Raw genomic sequence first — 19,245 nt, 5'->3', positions numbered from 1 at the left:
CCGTTGGAAAAATTCTGCGCGCCGTTTGTGGCACCGCAATGGCAGTACCGTGGCTAGGGGGTGTGCGGTGGCCGACGTTAACGGCGCACCCGGCCCCTCGGTCAACAATCCAGCCTCAGGCAGGAAACATCCCCATGCGCAAAACCTTCGATACCGCCGTCGGCGCGGTCCACCGCCTGGCCATCGACAGCCAGGTGCTCGCCGGCAATCTGCTCGGCGATCCCACGCTGCGGGCCATCGATGTCTATGTCCCGGCGGGACATGACGGCCGCGGCCTGCCGCTGCTGGTCGACATCGTGGGATTCACCGCGGGCGGGCCGGCCCACACCAATTGGAAGAACTTTGGCGAAAACGTGCCCGAGCGGCTCGACCGCTTGATGGCGACCGGCGCCATGCCGCCCGTCGTCGTGGCCTTCCCGGACTGCTTCACCCGCCTCGGCGGCAATCAGTATGTGAACTCGGCCGCGATGGGACGCTGGGACGATTTCCTGCGGGAAGAGGCGGTGCCCTTCGTCGAAGCCCGCTTCGGTTGCGGCGGCACGGGCCGGCGCGGCCTCTTCGGCAAGTCCAGCGGCGGTTACGGCGCGATGGTCCATGCGCTGCTGCACCCAGACTTCTGGAGTGCGGCGGCGGTGCATTCCGGCGACATGGGCTTCGAGCTGCTGTACCGGCATGAATTCGTGCCGGTGCTGCGTGCGCTGGCCAAGGAGCCCGACATCGGCCAATGGGTCGACACCTTCTGGCAGTCCAGGAAGCCCAAGGACAGCGACGTCCACATCCTGATGATGCTGGCCCAGGCGGCGAGCTTCGACCCCGATCCTTCGGCGCCCTATGGGGTTCGCCTGCCGGTCACGCTGGACACCTGTGAGCTGATCCCCGAGCGCTGGGCGAACTGGCTGGCCTGGGACCCGCTGAGCCTCGTCGAGAAGCACGGGCGCGGGTTGGCGGCCCTCAAGGCCCTGTACATCGACTGCGGCGACGTCGACCAGTACAACCTGGTCTACGGTGCCCGGCGCATGCACAAGCGGCTGGCCGAGCTGGAGATCGCGCATGTCTACGAAGAATTCGACGACGACCACACGGCCGTCGACTACCGGATGGACATCAGCCTGCCCCTCCTGGCCCAGGCGCTCAGCTGACAGCTTTCCGACCCTCACCCCATGCCCCTTCTTCTCATCATCGACATGCAGGTCGGCATGACCTGGCCCCACGACAGCATGCGCAACAACCTGCAGGCCGAGACCCATGTCGCGCGGCTGCTCGGCGCCTGGCGTGACGCGGGCGAGCCCGTCGTCCACGTTCGCCACATCTCGCGCACCCCGGGCTCGCCGTTCTGGCCCGGCCAGCCGGGCGCGGAGTTCCAGCCGGCTCTGGCGCCACGCGACGACGAACATGTCGTCGAGAAGAACGTGCCCGACGCCTTCACCCATACCGGCCTGGAGCGCTGGCTGCATGCGCGTGGCCACCGCTCGCTGGTCATCGTGGGCGTCAGCACCAACAACTCGGTCGAGGCCACGGCCCGCAGCGCCGGCAATCTGGGCTTCCAGACCCGGGTGGTGAGCGACGCCTGCTTCGCCTTCGGCAAGACCGATCTGCGCGGCGTGGACCACCCCGCCGAGGAGGTGCACCAGATGGCCCTGGCCAATCTGCACGGCGAATACGCCACCGTCATCGATACCGAAGCGGCCGCCGCGCTGGTCGCCCGCTGAACCATGCGCCTGCTGCTCGTTGAGGACGACCCCATGATCGGCGAGAGCCTGCGCGAAGCCCTGCGCCGCCAGGGCTTCGCGGCCGACTGGGTGCGCGACGGCCAGGCGGCCGACGCCGTGCTGGCCAGCGGCGAGCGCTTCGATGCCGTGCTGCTGGACCTGGGCCTGCCCAAGCGCGGTGGCATCGAGGTGCTGAAGAGCCTGCGTGCCCGCGGCGATGCGACGCCGGTCATCGTGCTGACCGCGCGCGACGCGCTGACCGACAAGGTGGCGGGCCTGGATGCCGGCGCCGACGACTACCTCGTCAAGCCCTTCGAGCTGGATGAGTTGCTCGCGCGGCTGCGCGCGGTCACACGCCGCCAGAGCGGGCGCACCGACACGGCGTTGGCCGTGGCCGACCTGCGCCTGGACCCGGCCACGCGCGAGGTCACGCGCGCGGGCAAGCCCGTCCTGCTGTCGGCCCGCGAGTTCGCCTTGCTGGAAGCCCTGCTGGAGCGCCCCGGCGCCATCGTGTCGCGCGCCCAGCTCGAGGACCGCCTCTACGGCTGGGGCGAAGAGCTGGAGAGCAACGCCATCAGCGTCTACATGCACCAGCTGCGCAAGAAGCTGGGGGCGGATCTTTTGCACACCGTCCGCGGCCTCGGCTACTACGCCGGGCCTGAAAAGGCATGAAGCTGCTCAGCACATTGCGCGGCCGGCTGTTCGCACTGCTGGCCGTGCTGGGTGCCGTGACGGCCGTGGCCGTGGCCGGCGCCACCTATGTCAGCGTGCGCGCCGAGGCCGACGAACTGTTCGACTACCAGCTGCGCCAGACCGCGCTGTCGCTGCGCGACCAGGGCCGTATCGCCAGCGAAGAGGCCACCGCCCTGGCCGCCCCCAGCCTGGACTATCTCGTGCAGATCTGGTCGGTGCAGGGGCTGGAGATCTATTCCAGCCGTCCCCAGGGCATGACCGAAGCCCTGCCCGCGCGCGCGGTGCTGGGCTATTCCAATCTGCACCTCGCCGGCCAGGACTGGCGCGTGTTCAGCGCGGCGACGCCGCTGCGCGTCGTGCAGGTGGCCCAGCCCCTGGCCGTGCGCCAGCGCCTGGCCGCGGTGGCCGCGCTTCGCAGCGTCGTGCCGGTGGCCGTCGCCCTGCCCCTGGTCGCCATGGCCATCTGGTGGCTGCTGGGCGTGTCGCTCGCGCCGCTGGCCCGCGTGACGCGCGCGGCCCAGGCCGGTGGCGCGAATGCACTGGACCCCCTGCCCACCGCCGACCTGCCCGGCGAGGTCGCGCCGCTGGTCGAGGCCTTCAACGATCTGCTCGGGCGGCTGTCATCCGCCTTCCAGGCCCAGCGCAGCTTTGTGGCCGATGCAGCGCATGAGCTGCGCTCGCCGCTGACGGCGCTGAAGCTGCAGCTCGGTCTGTTGCGCGATTCGGCGCCGGGCGAAGAGCAGGACCAGGCCATCGCCCGCCTGCGTGGCGGCATCGACCGCGCCGTGCATCTCGTCGAGCAGTTGCTGGCCCTGGCCCGTGCCGAGCCCGGCGCTGCGGCAGCACAGTTCCCCCTCGATCTCGCCGACCTGGCCCGCCAGGCCATCGCCGACGTGCAAACCCTGGCCGACAAGGCCGGCGTCGCCGTGTCGCTGACCGCACCCGACGCCTTGCCGCTGAGCGGCGACCCACAGGCCCTGCGCGGCGCGCTGCGCAACCTCATCGACAACGCGGTGAAGTACGGCGCGCGGGCTGTTCATGTGAGCGCCCTGCGCGGCCCGCGCGGCGCACCGCTGCTGCGTGTGGACGACGATGGCCCGGGTATCCCGCTGGAGGCGCGCGAGCGCGTCTTCGACCGCTTCCAGCGCGGCGAGAACGCCGATGTCGAAGGCAGCGGCCTGGGGCTGGCCATCGTGCAGGCGGCGGCGCGGCAGCAGGGGGCGAGCGTGACGTTGGACACCTCGCCGGCTGGGGGGCTGAGAGTGGAGATCGCCTGGCCGCAGGCTTGAGATGTTCCGTCCCGCTCGCGCGCATCGTCCAACTTGAGGATGTGCCGGCACGGCTGGGCTAGCAGCGCAACCTGGTTGACTGTACAAATAAACAGCATCAACTGGAGCAAAGCCATGACACCTCATGAAGCCCAGCGTGTGATCGATGCCCTTGCAGATGGCGTCGATCCGGAGACCGGAGAACTCTTTGCGGAAGAAAGCGTCCTTGCGAAACCCTCGGTGATCCGGGCCCTGTTCGTGGCGTCGCGGGCCTTGCAAACCGCGGGCAGCGCAGCGGCCACGACCAAGGAGCAGCCCGGCCAGGCGGGCAAGCCCTGGTCCCAGGAAGAAGACCGGCGCCTGCTCAAGGCCTTCGATCAGGGCGCCGACCTGGCGGCGCTCACTGCGGCACATGCCCGCTCCAGAGGCGGCATCGCTTCCCGGCTGGTCCGTCTGGGTCGCATCAAGGAAAGGGCCGAGATCCGTGCTCGCGGCAATCCCACGTCGCCTGGTGCGACGGCGCCCTAACTTTCACCTCACCTTCGCCTCATCCAGCGCTCATCTGGCCTCTCCAGACTCCCGGCATCGGCTGCACCACCGCAGCTTGCTTGAGGAGCCCTTCGATGACCCAGACCGCCAAGACCACGCTGATCGCCACTGCCGCTGCGCTGCTGGCCGCCGGCGTCACCGTGACCACCACCGCCTCCGGCTGGACGGCGCCGGCCTGGCTGCAGGGCAAGGCGCCGGTCAATGCGCCAGTGGCGGGTGAAGCAGCACCCGCGGCGACCGTCGCCACCGCCGCTGCTGCCACCACGCTCGCCGCGCCCGCCGTCGCCCTGCCGCCGGCCCAGCTGCCCAACTACCGCGCCATCGTGCAGACCCAGGGCCCAGCCGTCGTCGGCATCACCGTATCCGGCCTGCACAAGGCCGGCAATGACGACGGCGACGAGGCCCCCGTCGCCCGCGGTGGCCGAGGCGACGACGACAGCGATCCCTTCTTCCGCTTCTTCCGCGGCATCCCGGGCCTGCGCATGCCGCAGCAGGGGCCGCAACCCTTCCGCGGCCAGGGCTCGGGCTTCATCATCAGCAGCGATGGCCTGGTGCTGACCAATGCCCATGTGGTGCGCGAAGCCAAGCAGGTCACCGTCAAGCTCAGCGACCGCCGCGAGTTCTCGGCCAAGGTGCTGGGCAGCGACCCGGCCACCGACATCGCCGTGCTCAAGCTCGATGCCAAGGGCCTGCCCACCGTGCAGCTCGGCGACCCGCGCCAGGTGCAGGTCGGCGACTATGTGCTGGCCATCGGCGCACCCTATGGCTTCGAGCAGACGGCCACGCAGGGCATCGTCAGCGCCAAGGGCCGTTCGCTGCCGGGCGACAGCGTCGTGCCCTTCATCCAGACTGACGCGGCCGTCAATCCCGGCAACTCGGGCGGCCCACTGTTCGATGCGGCCGGCCGCGTCGTCGGCGTCAACGCGCAGATCTATTCGCAGAACGGCGGCTTCCAGGGCCTGGCCTTCTCGATCCCGGTGGACGTGGCGCTGAAGGTCAAGGACCAGATCGTCGCCCACGGCAAGGTCGAGCATGCACGCCTGGGCGTCACGCTGCAGGACCTGTCAGCGCCGCTGGCCTCGTCCTTCGGCCTGGGCGCGCCCGATGGCGCCCTGGTGTCCAGCGTCATGCCCGACAGTGCCGCCGCCAAGGCCGGCCTGAAGGCGGGCGACGTCATCACGGCCATCGACGGCGAGCCGGTGCGCGTGGCGGGTGATGTGTCCAGCCGCGTCGGCCTGGCCCGCCCGGGCGAGAAGCTCAAGCTGGAGCTGTGGCGCGACAAGTCTCGCGTCAGCGAGACCGTCAGCCTGGGCCGTGCCGACAAGGACCTGCAGGAGGCCAGTGCATCGCCCCAGGGCGGCTCGCTGGGCCTGGCCCTGCGGCCGCTGGAGCGCCAAGAGCTGCGTGGCTCCGGCCTGGACCATGGCCTGCTGATCGAACGCGTGACCGGCCCGGCCCAGCTGGCTGGCGTGCAGCCCGGCGACGTGCTGCTGGCGATGAACGGCAAGCCGGTGGAGAGCGTCGAGCAGGTGCGCGACGCGCTGAAGGGCAAGCCGGCCTCGGTGGCCCTGCTGGTGGCGCGCGACGGCCAGCAGATCTTCGTGCCGGTGCGGCTCGGCTGAGGCCTGTCCACACGGCGGCAACAGGCCCCGTATCGACCGCCGGGTGGCTCGCACACCATCCGGCCCTGGCCCGCGCGCTTCATCGCCGCGGGCCTTTTTTCGTCCACGTGAAAACTCACCCAGCCTCAGGCTCGGGTGCTATGCCGACGAATCCTCGGCTAGGCTGCGCCCCTCGCATGCGCGTGGAGGCCGCCCCTGGAAATCCTGCTTGAACTGCTGCTCGAACTGATCTTCCAGGTCTTTGGCGAACTGCTGGTCGAGCTGGGCCTGCACTCCCTGGCCGAACCGTTCCGCAAGCAGCCCAATATCTGGGTGGCCGTCCTCGGCTATCTGCTGCTGGGCGGCATCGTCGGCGCGGTCAGCGTGTGGCTGATGCCTCACCACCTGACACGCGACGGCTGGCCGCGGCTGGTGAATCTCGTCGTCACGCCGGTGCTGGCAGGCTTCGCGATGACGCTGATGGGCCTGTGGCGCGCCCGCCGCGGCGACCCGGTGCTGCGCATCGACCGCTTTGCCTGCGGCTATCTGTTCGCGCTGACGGTGGCCGTCGTGCGCTACAACTTCGCCAACTGAGCCACGTGACGACTGCTTCCCGCCGGACCTTCATCCTTCTCGCCCTCGGCGCCGCGGCTGCCGTGGCACTGTGGCTTGCACTTAGCGAACCGGCGGCCAGCCCGGCCGCGACGCCGCCCGCACCCGCCGTGGCCGCCTTGCCCTTGAATCTTCCTCCGGCAGCCTCGGCGGCATCCGCGGCCGGCGGCGCCGCCGCGCAGGCCGCATCGGCCACGATCGTGCCGCCTCCCGCGGCCAAGCCGCCCGCCCGGCGCGTGGGCTCCGAGGGCTACGGCCCGCACATCGAACGCGCCCAGGCCGGCAACGACGTGGCCGCGGCCTGGGAAGCGGTGCAATGGATGCGCGGCTGTGCCTCGATAGAGCAGCGCCGCACCAGCTACGAGCTGGCGCGCGACCACGGCGCGGTGCCCGAAATGATGACCCAGCTGATGCAGGAGGTGGACGCCGAGGCGCGGCTCTGCCAGACCGTGACGGCCCAGCACCGCACCCTGCTGCCCGAACTGGCCTCGCGGGCCATGCGGGCGGGCGTGCCCGAGGCGGCATCCGTCTACGCCGCGGCCGTGTCCGCCGGCGACCTGACGCCGCCGCAAAGGCAGGAGGTGGCCGATGCCATGCGGCGCGACGCCCAGGCGGGCCATCCCATGAGCCTGCTGAATGCCGCCCTGGCCAACGAAGCCTGGGGCCTGAGCGACGCCGAACGCCTGGCCTTCATGTACGCCTACGGCGAAATGAATCAGCCCGGCGCCCAGGCCACGGTGATGGCGCTTGCCAAGCAGGGCAGTTTCCGGCTCAAGGCGCCACCCACGCAGGCGCAGATGGATGCGGCCAAGGTCGACGGCCAGCGCATCCTCGACCGGCTCAAGGCCGCCGGGAAGCAGCCCTGAGCATCGACCGGATCAGCGCGTTGCGCTTGTCAGGATCAGGCTGTTCGCCGTGTCTGCCTTGAACGAGAACACCTTGGCGCCGCTGGTGACAAAGCTGCCGTTGTTCGATGCCGTGACCTGGCCCGCGACGAAGTTGCCCAGGGCCATGGCCGCGTTGGCGAGCACGGGGTTACCTGCAAAGCTGGCGGCGTTCGGCAGCTTGCCCACCACGACCGGCTGGGCCGCGGCGGTGCCGGCGTCGAAGCTGACAAGATTGGCGTCCGACAAGCCCAGGCTGCTCATGCCTGCCGTGTAGATGAAGCGGCTGCGGTTCTCGCTGCGCGTCAGCTGGAGGGACGAAGGTTCCATCAGCCCGGTGGGCAGGGCGTTGGCCGCCGTGGCACGCACGACACCGCCTTCATCCTGCATGTCCACGCGATAGTTGGGAACGCCCCCCGAGGTGCTGGCACGCAGGAACAGGTGCGTGTCGCCGGCCGAGGTCAGCACCGTCGTCAGGCTGGTGACCGGCGTCGACTCCATCTCGACCAATGCGCCGGCGCCGCTCTTGGACACCGAATACAGCTTGTTGCCGAAAGCCTGCTGCACGGTCAGATAGAGCAGGCCGCTGCCCATGGCGGCGCTGTTGATCAGGCCGCTGCCGCTGGCCATGCGGGTGGCCACAGGCTGGCTCTTGGTGACCCTGACGAGCGCCCAGGTGGACAGCACCGAGCTGCCGCTGTTGCGATAGACGTAGAAGGCGGTGGCGTCATGGCCCAGCAGCTGCCAGTTGCCGCCACCGGTCACGACCTGGGCCAGCCCCGTGAAAGTCGGCCCCGCCACCTCCACGACGCCCAGCTGGCTTTCGGCGTCCGAGCTGCCGAAGTCCACGAGGGCCATGCCCGGCGCGCTGGCCAGCACGCGCCGGAACCGGGTGACCGGCCCGCCGATCGCATGCCCCAGCGACACGATGGTCTTGCTGGCGCTGGAGACGTTGGAGCCGTCCACCCAATAGGCCGGCGCCAGGGTCGCCGCATCGCGGATCGTGCCCATGCCCGGCGAGCTGGCGGAGACGAAGGCGGCGGCCGTGGCGTCGTAGCGAAGCGCTGCCTGACCGTCATCGGCGGTACCGCAGCTCTTGTCGGCGCCACGGGTCTTCACGACGATGACCGTCGCGTCGGGGTGCTCGTAGTCGTTGGCGCCGGTATCAGCCACGAAGCTGCAGACGCCGTCCAGCGTCGCGCTGCGGACCTGTGTCGCGGGGGCCTTGCCGTTGGCCTGGAGCGGGATGCGGCGCAGGCTGCCATCGACCACATAGAACAGGGCATGGGGCGTCACGTTGACCACCCGCCCGGCGCCGGCATTCACCGTGCCGGCATAGACCACCTGCGTATCCGTCAGCGACGCGGCGCCGTCCTCGATGAGGTATTCCACGCTGGGGTCGCTGGCATGCACCAGGGACAGACCGGCCGTGGGGCTGGACGTCGAGCCCTTGAGCTTGAGGGCGGGGGCGTAGGCGCCACTGGTGGGATAGCTGGGGGCAGGTGTCTCGTTGGAGGGGCTGCCACTGCTGCTACCGCCCCCACCACCGCAAGCCACCAAGCCCAGTGCCGCAAGCACTGCCGTCAGGTTCAATGCGACCTGTTTCATCTTCAAGCCTCCCGCCCCGGCGATGACTCCCGGGGCCAAAAAGCCTCGAATTATCTTGGGTGCCCTCGACAGCCGGCCCCCGCATCCCAGGGCCCCTCAGCCGGGGAGTCGACGCAGGCCGCGTCAGGGCATGCCGTTGTCCACGTAATCCGCAAATCCCGCCCGGCTGCTCAGGCGCTGCATCCAGGCCTCCACGGCCGGCAGGGCCACGCGCTCGATGGGGGCGTTCTTCCAGCGCTGGGTGGACAGGCCCAGCAGGATGTCGGCGAGCGTGAAGGTCTCGCCGCACACAAAGGCGTGGGTGCGCGCGAGCTGGGCGTCCAGCAGGCTCATGTGCTTGTTCCAGCTGGCGACGCCCGCCGCGATGGCCTCGGGCGTGGCCGGCTGGCCTCGCACCAGGGCCATGAAGGCGACGCGCCAGCTGTTGTTCAGCTCACCGGCCTGCCAGTCCATCCACTGCTCGACCCGGGCGCGTGCCTGCGGCTCGGTGGGCAGCAGGTCCGCGGCACCTGCCTTGGTGGCCAGGTAGCGGCAGATGCTGTTGCTCTCCCACAGCGTGAAGTCGCCATCGACGAGCACCGGGATCAGGCCGTTGGGATTCATGGCCAGATAGCCCGGCTCCTGGGGCGAGCGAAAGCCCGCGCCCCAGTCTTCGCGATCCAGCTTCAGATCGAGTTGCGCGGCGGTCCACGTGACCTTGCGAACGTTGATGGAAGTGAGGCGGCCGAGCAGTTTCATCGTGGCGTTCAGGAGGTCGACAGGGCAGGTCATTCTGGCAGCCGAGAATCACGGCCCCAGCAGCCGCGAAGAGGTATCCCCATGTTCCTGATGGTCAAGGATGTGCTGACCGCCCCCGAGATCCAAGAGCTCAGGCGCATCGCCGGCGGGCTGCCCTTCGTCGACGGCCGCGTGTCCAACCCGCACAGCCTGGCCAAGAACAATCTGCAGATGGATGTCTCCCAGCCCGAGGCGGCGCGCGCGGCGCAGATCGCCGGCGAGGCCATCATGCGCAACGAGGAGATTCGCAACTTCGTCTTCCCCAAGCGCGTGGCGGCGCCGACGCTGGCCCGCTACGACGTCGGCATGACCTATGGCGCGCATGCCGACTCGGCCTTCCTGCCGGTGCCGGGCGGCCCGCTGCGCTCCGACGTGTCGGGCACGCTCTGGTTGGGCGACCCGGCCAGCTATGAAGGCGGCGAGCTGCGCATCCACCTCGGCAGCGAAGCCGTCACCATCAAGGGCGAGCCGGGTTCGATGATCCTGTACCCGTCGACGACCCTGCACGAGGTCACGCCGGTGCGCTCGGGCCAGCGCCTGGTGGCCATCACCTTCATCGAGAGCTACATCCCCGACGAGAAACAGCGCGAGCTGCTGTGGACGCTGAACGAGGTCAACGCGCTGGAGGGCTACAACATCAGCTGGGAGAACCGCACGCGGCTGAACTACATCAGCTCCAGCCTGCACCGCATGTGGTCAGCCTGATCGTTTCAGCCAGAAGCCGAAGGCCAGGGCCGTCACATACATGCTGACCGAGTAGAGCGCTGCCGGCAGGGCGACCGGGAACTGCTGCAGCACGCCGAGGGCGAGGTAGAGGGCCAGCGTCGAGTTGTGCACGCCCACCTCGTAGCCGATGGCGATGCACAGCGGCCGCGGCAACTTGACGATGCGGCCCAGGCCGTAGCCCGCGGCCAGGCTCAGCAGGTTGAACACCAGCACCGCGCCGCCGAGTTCGCCGGCGGCACCCATCAGCGCCTCGCGCTCCTTGGCGATGGCGAGTGCGGTCAGCACCACCAGCAACACAGCCGACAGCGCCTTCACCGGCCTCTCCAGCCGCGCGGCGAGTGACGGCCTGGCGCGTCGCACCGTCATGCCGATCAGCACCGGCACGGCGATGACGCCAATGACCTCCACCAGCTTCTGCCAGGGCAGCGGCACGACCTGGCCGCCACCGGCGTAGTGGGCGATGGCCCAGTTGGCGATCAGCGGCAGCGTGACCAGGGACAGCAAGGTGTTCAGCGCCGTCAGCGACAGATTCATCGCCACGTGACCACCGAACAGATGGCTGAACAGATTGGCCGTGATGCCGCCGGGCGAAGCGGCCAGCAGCATCAGGCCGACGGCATAGAGCGGCGGCAGCTGGAAGGCCGCGATGACGCCGATGCAGACCAGCGGCAGCACGATGAGCTGCAGCCCGAGGGCCAGCACGGCGGCGAGCGGGTGCTCGCGCAGGCGGCGGAAGTCGTCGACCGTCAACGACAGGCCCAGGCCCGCCATGACGACGGCCAGCGCCACGAGCAGCGCATTCGTCAGCACGATGGTGCTCATGGCTCAGTCTTTGTAGTTGCTGCCCATGCGGTCCAGCTTGCGCAGCAGCGCCGGCCACACAAAGGCGCCGCCCATGCCGCCGGTCTGCACACGCATGGCCTCGGCCGTGCCACGCAGGATGGCCGGGTGCACCTCCGTCAGCGTGCCGCCACCGCTTTGTGCGGCGAGCTGGATGCGGCAGGTGGCCTCGAAGGCATGCATGGCCAGGAAGGCATCGGCCACCGAGCCGCCGACGGTCAGCAGGCCATGGTTCTTCAGCAGCAGGAAGGTGTTGGCACCCAGGTCGGCTTGCAGGCGCGGGCCCTCGTCGGGGCGGAAGGCGACGCCCTCGTATTCATGTGTGCCCAGGGCCGCCAGCACAAAGGTGGACTGCTGCGAGATCGGCAGCACGCCGCCGGACTGGGCGCTAACGGCCACGCCTGCCGTCGTGTGGGTGTGCAGCACGCACTGCACGTCGTGGCGGGCCGCATGCACCGCGCTGTGGATGACGAAGCCGGCCGGGTTGACCGGGTAGGGCGACTCGATGACCTTGCGGCATTCGGCATCGACCTTGACCAGGCTGCTCGCCGTGATCTCGTCGAACATCAGGCCGTAGGGGTTGATCAGGAAATGGTGTTCAGGCCCGGGCACGCGGGCGCTGATGTGGGTAAAGACGAGGTCGTCCCAACCCATCCACGCAACGAGCCGGTAGCAGGCGGCGAGGTCCTCGCGCAGCTTCCATTCTTCGGCGCTGACCTGGTCACGCACGGTAGCGGTCATGCTTGTCTCCTGGTTTGTTGTGCCGCGATTGGGGCATGCCAGGGGCGTGACGCTCTGTCTGAAACCGGACAATTCAGGGCATGTCCGACCTCCAGGCCCTGCGCGCCAATCCCTGGTTCGCCACCCTGCCGCCCACGCTGGCCGACGCCGTGCTGGCCGCCGGCCGCGTGCAGAAGCTGGCCGCGGGCGAGGTGCTGTTCCGCCAGGGCGACGCGCCGGGTGACTGGCATGCCGTCTGCCGCGGCGCCATCAAGGCCAGCAGCGTGTCGGCGGACGGCACCGAATCCATCCTCGCCGTGCTGGAGCCCGGCAACTGGTTCGGCGAGATCTCGCTGCTGGATGCGGGTCCGCGCGTGCACGACGCCACCGCCGTCGGCGCGACGGCGGTGTTAGCCGTGCCGGCCGAGGCCTTTGCGCGCTTCATGCAGAACCCGGTGTTCGCCACCGCCCTGGCGCGGCTGATGGCGGGCCGGCTGCGGACGCTGTTCGGCATCGTCGAGGACGCCACGCTGCGGCCCACGCGCGCACGGCTGGCGCGCCGCCTGGCCCTGCTGGCGCGTGGTGACGCGACACAGGCCACCGAGCCGCGTCGCCAGCTGCCGGTCTCGCAGGAGGCCCTGGCCATGATGCTGGGCCTGACGCGCCAGACCCTCAGCAAGGAGCTGGGCGAGCTGGCCAAGGCCGGCGCGCTGAAGCTGGGCTATCGCAGCATAGACATCGTGGACGCCGCCCTGCTGGACAGGCTGGGAGACTGAGCCACCTCAGTGCGTGTGCTGGTGATGGGCATCCGGCACATGCGGATGAGCGTGCCGCGTGGGGGCGTGCCGGTGCGGGTGGCTGTGCTCGCCCACGGGCAGGGGGTTGTGCCCATGGTCGTCATGATGGCCATCGTCATGCCGGTGGGCGTGCTCATGCGCCAGCGCCTCGTGCACATGCTCATGGCTGTGCGACTCCGCCAGGTGCAGCACCACGCCCGCCAACATCAAGACCCCGCCGACCGCCATCCACGGCCCGCCCGACAGGTCGCCCAGCAGCAGTGCCACCAGCGCCCCCATGAAGGGTGCGAAGGCGAACACCGAGCCGGTGCGCGCAGCGCCGAAGACGCGCTGGGCCAGCAGGTAGAAACGCAGGCTCAGGCCATAGCCGGTCGCACCGATGAGGAACAGCGCCACGGCCGCAGTGGGTGTCGGCCAGCCCTCGCCTGCCAGCGTGGCCGCCAGCGCGCTCATCAGCACGCCCAGGCTGGCCTTGACGGCAACCACCTGGCTGGGATCGCGCTCAGCCAGGCCGCGCGACAGGGTGTTGTCCAGGCCCCAGGCCAGGGTCGCGCCCAGCACGGCGAGCAAGCCGCTGAGCTGGCCGCCACCGACGCGACCGGCATCCAGCACCAGGGCCGCACCGCCCGCCGTCAGCAACGCCAGGGCCATGCGCACCCGCCCGTCCAGCTGCTCGCGGTAGAGCACCGCCGCCAGCAAGGCCGTGAACAGAGCCTCCAGCGTCAGCAGCAGGGACGCACCCGTGGCGCTGCTGCGCTGCAGGCCCCAGGCCAGGGCCGCCGGACCGAGGGCCGCGCCGAACAGGGCCATGGCGAGCAAGCGCGGCAGGTCCGCACGCGCGACACGTGCCTCCCGCTCCGCCGGCCGCCGCGACAGGGCGCCCAGCAGCGCCGCGCCGGCGTAGAGCAGCGCGGCCGTCGTCCACGGCCCGCAACCGGCCCCCGCACGTTGCACCAGCGGCGTGCTGAGACCAAAGAGCACGGCGGCCAGCAAGGCCAGCAGACCGCCCCGAAGCGCCGGCGCGTTCATCGACGCCCCGCCTGCTCGATGACCGCCTGCACCAGCGGCGCGATGACCGAGTCCGGGAAGGGGGCGACGCTGCTGACGTTGATCTCGCACAGCACCCAGTCGCCACCGGCGCCATGCAGGAAGTCGCAGTCCCAAAGCAGGGGCAGGGCCTGGCGGGCAAGTCCGAAGCGCGCCTGCAACGCGGGCACCCATTCGGTTTCGAGCCGGCGCTTCAGCACCTGTCCCGCGGCGAGATCGGCCGGGTGGTAGACGCGCGGCACCGGCTCTGCCGCCGGATGCAGGGCCACGACGTCCTGCACGCCGAAGCCGGCCACGCGGTCCTGCACGAGATAGGCGCGCAGCATGCCCTCGGGCAGGCGGGGCTGCCAGGCCTGGTCGACCATATGGCCGCCCTGTTCGAAATACGGTGCCATGCGAGCGACGGCCTCATCCAGGCTGACGACCTCCTCGGCGCTGCCACGCTGGGCATGGCGAAGCTTCACGAGACGGTCGCCCAGCCCCTGGACGCGCCAGATGCCGATGCCGCTATGGCCGCGCCATTGCTTGAGCACGCGCGGCCCCTGGGCCAGCCGGGATGGCAGGTCGACAGCGAGCTGGGCCAGGCTGTCGACGCGGTGGCAGTCACTGCCCCAGCCGAGGTCGCGGGTCTCGACCAGCACGTCCTTGGTGCCGAGCTGGAGGATGACGTCGGGATGGGTGCTGACCAGCACGCCCGCCGCCGCGACCTCGCGCAGCAACGCATCCAGCACCGCGCGCGAACGACCCGCCTCGATGGGGTTGACCCAGACCAGGACGGCATCCTGCGCGCTCAGTGGCGCAAGCAGCTCTGCCGCCCAGTCATCCGCATAGACGATGGGGACGGCCTCCGCGCCTTGCGCAGCGAAGGCGGCGAACAAGGCCGCAAAGCGGTTGTTGTGCGGCGTGGCGGCGTCGCGCTGTTCAGCACTGCCGGGATAGACGATGGCGACTCGCAGGCCCATGGGCCAAGACTAGCTCACGGAGCCTTCGCTCAGATAACGGCGGCCGGCCTCGGTCAGCCGCGCGGTCCAGCGGCCGCTTTCGTCCACCTCCACGGCCAACCAGCCGGGACCGACCACGCCGCCGATGCTGGCGTCGGTCAGGCGGTTCAGCTCGCGCAGCAGCACGCTGACCCGCTCGTCCAGCCGCTTGGCCAGACGCGTCAGGGCGACCGGCTCACCGCCGGGCGCGATCTCATGCAGCGTTTGCAGCAGCTGTTCCTGCATGCTTCTTCAGCACCACCGGAATGGACTTGGACGTCGGCGTGCGGGCCGTGAGGGAGAAGCTCTCCAGCGGCACCAGCGGGTTGGTCTCGGGGTAGTAGCTGGCCAGGCAGCCGCGCGGGATGTCGTACTCGACCAGCAGGAAGCGCTCGGCATGGCGCTGCTGCACCTCGCTGCCGGTCTCGCTGACGTAGAGGCTGGTGAGGTCCACCCAGTCGCCGGCCTTCAGGCCGACATCCTTCAAGTCCTCGGCATTGATGAAGACGACGCGGCGGTGGCCGTAGACGCCGCGGTAGCGGTCGTCGTGGCCGTAGATGGTGGTGTTGTACTGGTCGTGGGAGCGCAGCGTCGTCAGCGTGAACACACGTACATCGCGCTGGCGCTCGGCAATCCGCTGCACGGCCAGGTCGGTGGGCATGGCATGCGTGGAGAACTCGGCCTTGCCGCTGGGCGTGACCCAGACGCGTTCGCTGGCCGTGTTGCGCAGCCGGAAGCCGCCGGGCTTCTTGATCTTCTCGTTGAAGCCGGCGAAATCGGGCAGCACGGCTTCAATCTTGTCGCGGATGCTGGCGTAGTCGCTGGCCAGGGCCAGCCAGGGCGTGCGGCTGTTTTTCAGCGTGGCGGCGGCCATGCGCGCGACCAGCATGGGCTCGGAGATCAGGTGCTCGGAGGCCGGCGCGTTCATGCCGGCCGACAGATGCACCATGCTCATGGAGTCTTCCACCGTGACGCCCTGCGGGCCGGTGGCCTGCACATCGATCTCGGTGCGGCCCAGCACCGGCAGCACCAGGGCCTGGCGGCCATGCACGACATGGCTGCGGTTGAACTTGGTGGTCACGTGCACGGTCAGCTCGCACTGGCGCAGGGCGCGCCAGGTGGCCGCCGTGTCCGGCGTGGCGGCGGCGAAGTTGCCGCCCATGGCGATGAAGACCTTGCCCTTGCCGTCCAGCATGGCCTGGATGGCACCCACGGTGTCGTAGCCATGCTCGCGCGGCGGCTCGAAGCCGAAGACCTGGCCGAGCTTGTCCAGGAAGGCCGGCGCGGGCTTCTCGTAGATGCCCATGGTGCGGTCGCCCTGCACATTGCTGTGGCCGCGCACCGGGCAGGCCCCGGCCCCTTCGCGGCCGAGGTTGCCACGCAGCAGCAGCAGGTTGACGATCATCTGGATGGTCTTGACCGAGTGCCGGTGCTGGGTGATGCCCATGCCCCAGCAGGCGATGACGCGCTCGCTCGTCGCATAGAGGTCGGCCGCCTGCACGATCTGCTCGCGCGTCAGGCCCGAGGCGGCCACCAGCGGCTCCCAGGGCTGCTCGCGCAGCTCGGCGATGAAGGACTCGAAGCCCTTCGTGTGCTCGGCGATGAAGGCCACGTCCAGCACGCGCGGACGGCCCTCCGCCTGGGCCACATCGTCCAGCTCGACGACGCGCTTGCACATGCCCTTGAGCAGGGCGAAGTCGCCACCGACCTGCAGCTGGAAGTAGTGGCTGCTGATCGGCGCCGAGCCGAAGGTGATCATCTCCAGCTTGTCCTGCGGATCGGCGAAGCGCTCCAGGCCGCGTTCCTTCAGCGGGTTGAAGCTGACGATCCTGGCGCCGCGCTTGCGGGCGGCGCGCAGCTCGCCCAGCATGCGCGGATGGTTGGTGCCGGGGTTCTGGCCGAAGACCAGGATGCAGTCGGCCTGCTCGAAGTCGTGCAGGGTCACCGTGCCCTTGCCGACGCCGATGGTCGGCCGCAGGCCCGAGCCGCTGGGCTCGTGGCACATGTTGGAGCAGTCGGGGAAGTTGTTGGTGCCGTACTCGCGCACGAACAGCTGGTAGAGGAAGGCGGCCTCGTTGCTGGTGCGCCCCGAGGTGTAGAAGATGGCTTCGTTGGGGTTGGGCAGGGCCTGCAGTTCCTGGGCAATCAGCGCGAAGGCAGCGTCCCAGCTGGTGCGCTGATAACGGTCGGTCTCGGCGTCATAGCGCATGGGCTCGGTGAGGCGGCCCATGGCTTCCAGGTCGAAGTCGGAGACCTCGGCCCATTCCTTCAGCGTCTTGGCCGAGATGACCTCGGGCGTGGCGCGCCGCGCGGTCGCTTCGGCGGCCACGGCCTTGGCGCCGTTTTCGCAGAACTCGAAGGTCGAGCGATGGTCGCGGTCGGGCCAGGCACAGCCCGGGCAGTCGAACCCATCCGGCTGGTTGGCATGCAGCAGGGTCTTGGCGCCCTTCACGGGCACGCCCTGCTCGTTCAGGTGGCGGGCCACGCTCTTCAACGCACCCCAGCCGCCGGCCGGACCGTCGTACAGCTCGATCTTCTGTTCGCTCATTGCTCGTCTACCAAGAAAAAGGCCCCGCGCCTGGCATAGGCGGCGGGGCTTGTCAGCCTACAGCGCGAACGCTATCAGTTGAAGAACTTGCCGACGTTGATCAGGGTTTTGTACACACCCCAGGCCAGCGGGATGCCCACGGCGGCCCAGGCAAGGATCACGGTGACGCTGGAAGTCGCAGCCGTGCTGCCGCTGCCGGCACCCACTTCGGCCGCTGCCGCACGCTCGTGCGCCAGGCGCTTTTCCTCGGCCAGTTCGGCTTCGGTCATGAAGTACTTGTCGGCCACGGGCTTGATCATCAGGTTGGCGATCAGGCCGACGACCAGCATGCCCACCAGGATGTACATGGTCTGGTTGTAGACCTGCTCGCGCGGGATGCCCAGGCCCAGCTGGTAATCGCGCATGTAGTTCACGACGATGGGGCCCAGGATGCCGGCGAAGGCCCAGGCCGTCAGCAGGCGGCCGTGGATGGCGCCCACCATCTGCGTGCCGAACAGGTCGGCCAGATAGGCCGGCACGGTGGCGAAACCGCCGCCGTACATGCTCAGGATGACGCAGACCGCACCGACGAAGGCCAGCTTGGAGCCGGCAGCCGCGCTGCTCGGGATGCTGGCGTACATCAGGCCGCCCAGCACGAAGAAGATGACGTAGGTGACCTTGCGGCCGAACTTGTCCGACAGGCTGGCCCAGAAGAAGCGACCGCCGATGTTGAACAGGCTCAGCAGGGCGGTGAAGCCGGCGGCCACGGCCGCGATCTTGGCCAGCTGGGCCTTGTCGAGCTCACCGAACTTGGCTGGGATGCCGATCAGCGCGCCACCGAAGACTTCCTGCAGCATGGGGCTGGCCATGCCGATGACGCCGATGCCGGCCGACACGTTCATGCACAGCACGATCCACACCAGCCAGAACTGCGGAATGCCCCAGACCTTCTTCACGTGCACATGGCGCTGCGTGATCATGGCGTTGGCCGTCTGCGCGGCGGGTGCGGTCCAGCCAGCCGGCTTCCAGCCGGTGGGCGGCACGCGGTAGCCGAAGGCGCCGCCGATCATGAATACGAAATAAACCAGGGCCATGACGATGAAGGTCTGCGTCACGCCGACGTCGTTGGCCGTGGCGAAGTTCTTCATCAGCTCGGCCGCCAGCGGCGAGCCGATCATGGCGCCGCCGCCAAAGCCCATGATGGCCATGCCGGTGGCCATGCCGCGCTTGTCCGGGAACCACTTGATCAGCGTCGACACCGGGCTGATATAGCCCAGGCCCAGGCCGATGCCGCCGATGACCCCGCTGCCCAGGATCATCAGCCAGAACTGGTGCAGATGGATGCCCAGGGCCGAGATCAGCATGCCGCCGCACCAGCACACGGCCGACACGACGCCGGCCTTGCGCGGGCCGGAGCGTTCCAGCCAGCCACCCCAGATGGCCGCAGCGCAACCGAGGAAGACGAAGAACAGGGTGTACATCCAGCCCAGCGTGGAAACCTTCCAATCGCAGTTGGAAACAAACAGTTCCTGAAAGAAACCAACCTCGGGGCCGCACTTGATGGCCTCCTTGATGCCCAGGGCCTTGGACAAGGGCAGCCAGAACACCGAGAAGCCATAGGCCATGCCGATGCAAAGATGGATGGCCAACGCTGCCGGCGGTACCAGCCAGCGGTTGAAGCCGGCACCGGCAATGGTTCGCTCCTTATCGAGCAAACCGGCACTCCGGCCCGGACCGGGCACGGCATCAATTCCCACAGAGGACATGGCTTGAATCCCTTCGACGTTGCAAGGCCGCGGTGGCGGCATTTGAGAACTGCGCGTCTACGCGCGCGAAGCGGCGCAGTATGCGACGCGCCTCATTTCACTGCCATGTAAAACCGCCTAGGTAAACACCTAGAGCGGTGA

Annotated in this window: 19 protein-coding genes; 10 read left to right on the top strand and 9 right to left on the bottom strand. The window is 69.2% G+C overall.

Annotated elements, in window-relative coordinates:
* Positions 1-134: 134 nt before the first annotated feature.
* The 8 genes from ACS5PN_RS17870 to ACS5PN_RS17835 all read left to right on the top strand — a co-directional run bounded on the left by ACS5PN_RS17870 (position 135) and on the right by ACS5PN_RS17835 (position 7,298).
* Complete coding sequence (locus ACS5PN_RS17870; RefSeq protein WP_439465327.1) at positions 135-1,139, top strand: alpha/beta hydrolase; 1,005 nt, start codon at positions 135-137, stop codon at positions 1,137-1,139.
* A gap of 21 nt (positions 1,140-1,160) precedes the next feature.
* Positions 1,161-1,709, top strand: a complete 549-nt coding sequence (locus tag ACS5PN_RS17865; protein ID WP_439465326.1) for a cysteine hydrolase family protein — start codon at positions 1,161-1,163, stop codon at positions 1,707-1,709.
* A 3-nt stretch (positions 1,710-1,712) separates the two neighbouring features.
* The gene (locus ACS5PN_RS17860) at positions 1,713-2,381 is read left to right on the top strand and encodes a response regulator (protein ID WP_439465325.1); all 669 of its coding nucleotides are present in this window, start codon (positions 1,713-1,715) and stop codon (positions 2,379-2,381) included.
* Positions 2,378-3,691, top strand: coding sequence for an ATP-binding protein (locus ACS5PN_RS17855; RefSeq protein WP_439465324.1), 1,314 nt, complete (start codon positions 2,378-2,380; stop codon positions 3,689-3,691). Before ACS5PN_RS17860 ends, ACS5PN_RS17855 begins: the two co-directional genes overlap by 4 nt.
* Positions 3,692-3,805: 114 nt before the next feature.
* Positions 3,806-4,198 carry a hypothetical protein gene (locus ACS5PN_RS17850; RefSeq protein WP_439465323.1) on the top strand — a complete coding sequence of 131 codons (393 nt, stop codon included), beginning with the start codon at positions 3,806-3,808 and terminating at the stop codon, positions 4,196-4,198.
* 95 nt (positions 4,199-4,293) lie between these two features.
* The gene (locus tag ACS5PN_RS17845; RefSeq protein ID WP_439465322.1) at positions 4,294-5,841 is read left to right on the top strand and encodes a Do family serine endopeptidase; all 1,548 of its coding nucleotides are present in this window, start codon (positions 4,294-4,296) and stop codon (positions 5,839-5,841) included.
* Between the two features lie 312 nt (positions 5,842-6,153).
* Complete coding sequence (locus ACS5PN_RS17840; protein ID WP_439465321.1) at positions 6,154-6,414, top strand: hypothetical protein; 261 nt, start codon at positions 6,154-6,156, stop codon at positions 6,412-6,414.
* Positions 6,415-6,419: 5 nt separating this feature from the next.
* Positions 6,420-7,298 (top strand): hypothetical protein, encoded by an 879-nt coding sequence (locus ACS5PN_RS17835; RefSeq protein WP_439465320.1) that lies wholly within the window; start codon positions 6,420-6,422, stop codon positions 7,296-7,298.
* 12 nt (positions 7,299-7,310) lie between these two features.
* Here ACS5PN_RS17835 and ACS5PN_RS17830 read toward each other — a convergent pair whose 3' ends face one another.
* Both ACS5PN_RS17830 and ACS5PN_RS17825 read right to left on the bottom strand, forming a co-directional pair.
* Positions 7,311-8,924, bottom strand: a complete 1,614-nt coding sequence (locus ACS5PN_RS17830; protein ID WP_439465319.1) for a hypothetical protein — start codon at positions 8,922-8,924, stop codon at positions 7,311-7,313.
* Between the two features lie 123 nt (positions 8,925-9,047).
* The gene (locus ACS5PN_RS17825) at positions 9,048-9,662 is read right to left on the bottom strand and encodes a glutathione S-transferase family protein (protein WP_439465318.1); all 615 of its coding nucleotides are present in this window, start codon (positions 9,660-9,662) and stop codon (positions 9,048-9,050) included.
* Between the two features lie 81 nt (positions 9,663-9,743).
* On the opposite strand from ACS5PN_RS17825, the gene ACS5PN_RS17820 reads away from it, so the two are divergent.
* Entirely contained in the window at positions 9,744-10,406 is a 663-nt protein-coding gene (locus ACS5PN_RS17820; protein WP_439465317.1) for a Fe2+-dependent dioxygenase, read from the top strand.
* Here ACS5PN_RS17820 and ACS5PN_RS17815 read toward each other — a convergent pair.
* Both ACS5PN_RS17815 and ACS5PN_RS17810 read right to left on the bottom strand, forming a co-directional pair.
* A complete protein-coding gene (locus tag ACS5PN_RS17815) occupies positions 10,398-11,249 on the bottom strand; it encodes a bile acid:sodium symporter family protein (RefSeq protein ID WP_439465316.1) in 852 nt (283 codons plus the stop codon). The two genes, ACS5PN_RS17820 and ACS5PN_RS17815, sit on opposite strands and share 9 nt — an antisense overlap.
* Before the next feature lie 3 nt (positions 11,250-11,252).
* On the bottom strand, positions 11,253-12,008 hold the full coding sequence (locus ACS5PN_RS17810) for a class II aldolase/adducin family protein (RefSeq protein WP_439465315.1): 756 nt from the start codon (positions 12,006-12,008) through the stop codon (positions 11,253-11,255).
* 80 nt (positions 12,009-12,088) lie between these two features.
* Here ACS5PN_RS17810 and ACS5PN_RS17805 point away from each other — a divergent pair, with 80 nt between their 5' ends.
* The gene (locus tag ACS5PN_RS17805) at positions 12,089-12,763 is read left to right on the top strand and encodes a Crp/Fnr family transcriptional regulator (RefSeq protein ID WP_439465314.1); all 675 of its coding nucleotides are present in this window, start codon (positions 12,089-12,091) and stop codon (positions 12,761-12,763) included.
* A gap of 6 nt (positions 12,764-12,769) precedes the next feature.
* Here ACS5PN_RS17805 and ACS5PN_RS17800 read toward each other — a convergent pair whose 3' ends face one another.
* From ACS5PN_RS17800 to ACS5PN_RS17780, 5 genes are all read right to left on the bottom strand, one after another.
* Complete coding sequence (locus tag ACS5PN_RS17800; protein WP_439465313.1) at positions 12,770-13,813, bottom strand: DMT family transporter; 1,044 nt, start codon at positions 13,811-13,813, stop codon at positions 12,770-12,772.
* Positions 13,810-14,793 (bottom strand): Cj0069 family protein, encoded by a 984-nt coding sequence (locus ACS5PN_RS17795; RefSeq protein WP_439465312.1) that lies wholly within the window; start codon positions 14,791-14,793, stop codon positions 13,810-13,812. The genes ACS5PN_RS17800 and ACS5PN_RS17795 overlap by 4 nt, the downstream gene beginning before the upstream one ends.
* Positions 14,794-14,802: 9 nt before the next feature.
* Complete coding sequence (locus tag ACS5PN_RS17790; RefSeq protein ID WP_439465311.1) at positions 14,803-15,057, bottom strand: hypothetical protein; 255 nt, start codon at positions 15,055-15,057, stop codon at positions 14,803-14,805.
* Positions 15,026-17,359: an FdhF/YdeP family oxidoreductase gene (locus tag ACS5PN_RS17785; protein ID WP_439465310.1), complete on the bottom strand. Its 2,334-nt coding sequence runs from the start codon at positions 17,357-17,359 to the stop codon at positions 15,026-15,028. The genes ACS5PN_RS17790 and ACS5PN_RS17785 overlap by 32 nt, the downstream gene beginning before the upstream one ends.
* Before the next feature lie 74 nt (positions 17,360-17,433).
* Positions 17,434-19,104, bottom strand: coding sequence for an OFA family MFS transporter (locus ACS5PN_RS17780; RefSeq protein ID WP_439465309.1), 1,671 nt, complete (start codon positions 19,102-19,104; stop codon positions 17,434-17,436).
* Positions 19,105-19,245 lie beyond the last annotated feature (141 nt).

It is taken from the genome of Roseateles sp. NT4 (assembly GCF_051857475.1).
Lineage (GTDB): Bacteria > Pseudomonadota > Gammaproteobacteria > Burkholderiales > Burkholderiaceae_C > Pelomonas.
Note: the sequence above shows the minus strand (reverse complement) of the source record. Positions and strands in the feature narration are given on the sequence as shown.

Coding starts and splice junctions, on each gene's coding strand:
- ACS5PN_RS17870 (WP_439465327.1), top strand. CDS start 135: ATGCGCAAAACCTTCGATACCGCCGTCGGCGCGGTCCACCGCCTGGCC.
- ACS5PN_RS17865 (WP_439465326.1), top strand. CDS start 1,161: ATGCCCCTTCTTCTCATCATCGACATGCAGGTCGGCATGACCTGGCCC.
- ACS5PN_RS17860 (WP_439465325.1), top strand. CDS start 1,713: ATGCGCCTGCTGCTCGTTGAGGACGACCCCATGATCGGCGAGAGCCTG.
- ACS5PN_RS17855 (WP_439465324.1), top strand. CDS start 2,378: ATGAAGCTGCTCAGCACATTGCGCGGCCGGCTGTTCGCACTGCTGGCC.
- ACS5PN_RS17850 (WP_439465323.1), top strand. CDS start 3,806: ATGACACCTCATGAAGCCCAGCGTGTGATCGATGCCCTTGCAGATGGC.
- ACS5PN_RS17845 (WP_439465322.1), top strand. CDS start 4,294: ATGACCCAGACCGCCAAGACCACGCTGATCGCCACTGCCGCTGCGCTG.
- ACS5PN_RS17830 (WP_439465319.1), bottom strand. CDS start 8,924: ATGAAACAGGTCGCATTGAACCTGACGGCAGTGCTTGCGGCACTGGGC.
- ACS5PN_RS17825 (WP_439465318.1), bottom strand. CDS start 9,662: ATGAAACTGCTCGGCCGCCTCACTTCCATCAACGTTCGCAAGGTCACG.
- ACS5PN_RS17820 (WP_439465317.1), top strand. CDS start 9,744: ATGTTCCTGATGGTCAAGGATGTGCTGACCGCCCCCGAGATCCAAGAG.
- ACS5PN_RS17815 (WP_439465316.1), bottom strand. CDS start 11,249: ATGAGCACCATCGTGCTGACGAATGCGCTGCTCGTGGCGCTGGCCGTC.
- ACS5PN_RS17810 (WP_439465315.1), bottom strand. CDS start 12,008: ATGACCGCTACCGTGCGTGACCAGGTCAGCGCCGAAGAATGGAAGCTG.
- ACS5PN_RS17805 (WP_439465314.1), top strand. CDS start 12,089: ATGTCCGACCTCCAGGCCCTGCGCGCCAATCCCTGGTTCGCCACCCTG.
- ACS5PN_RS17800 (WP_439465313.1), bottom strand. CDS start 13,813: ATGAACGCGCCGGCGCTTCGGGGCGGTCTGCTGGCCTTGCTGGCCGCC.
- ACS5PN_RS17795 (WP_439465312.1), bottom strand. CDS start 14,793: ATGGGCCTGCGAGTCGCCATCGTCTATCCCGGCAGTGCTGAACAGCGC.
- ACS5PN_RS17790 (WP_439465311.1), bottom strand. CDS start 15,057: ATGCAGGAACAGCTGCTGCAAACGCTGCATGAGATCGCGCCCGGCGGT.
- ACS5PN_RS17785 (WP_439465310.1), bottom strand. CDS start 17,359: ATGAGCGAACAGAAGATCGAGCTGTACGACGGTCCGGCCGGCGGCTGG.
- ACS5PN_RS17780 (WP_439465309.1), bottom strand. CDS start 19,104: ATGTCCTCTGTGGGAATTGATGCCGTGCCCGGTCCGGGCCGGAGTGCC.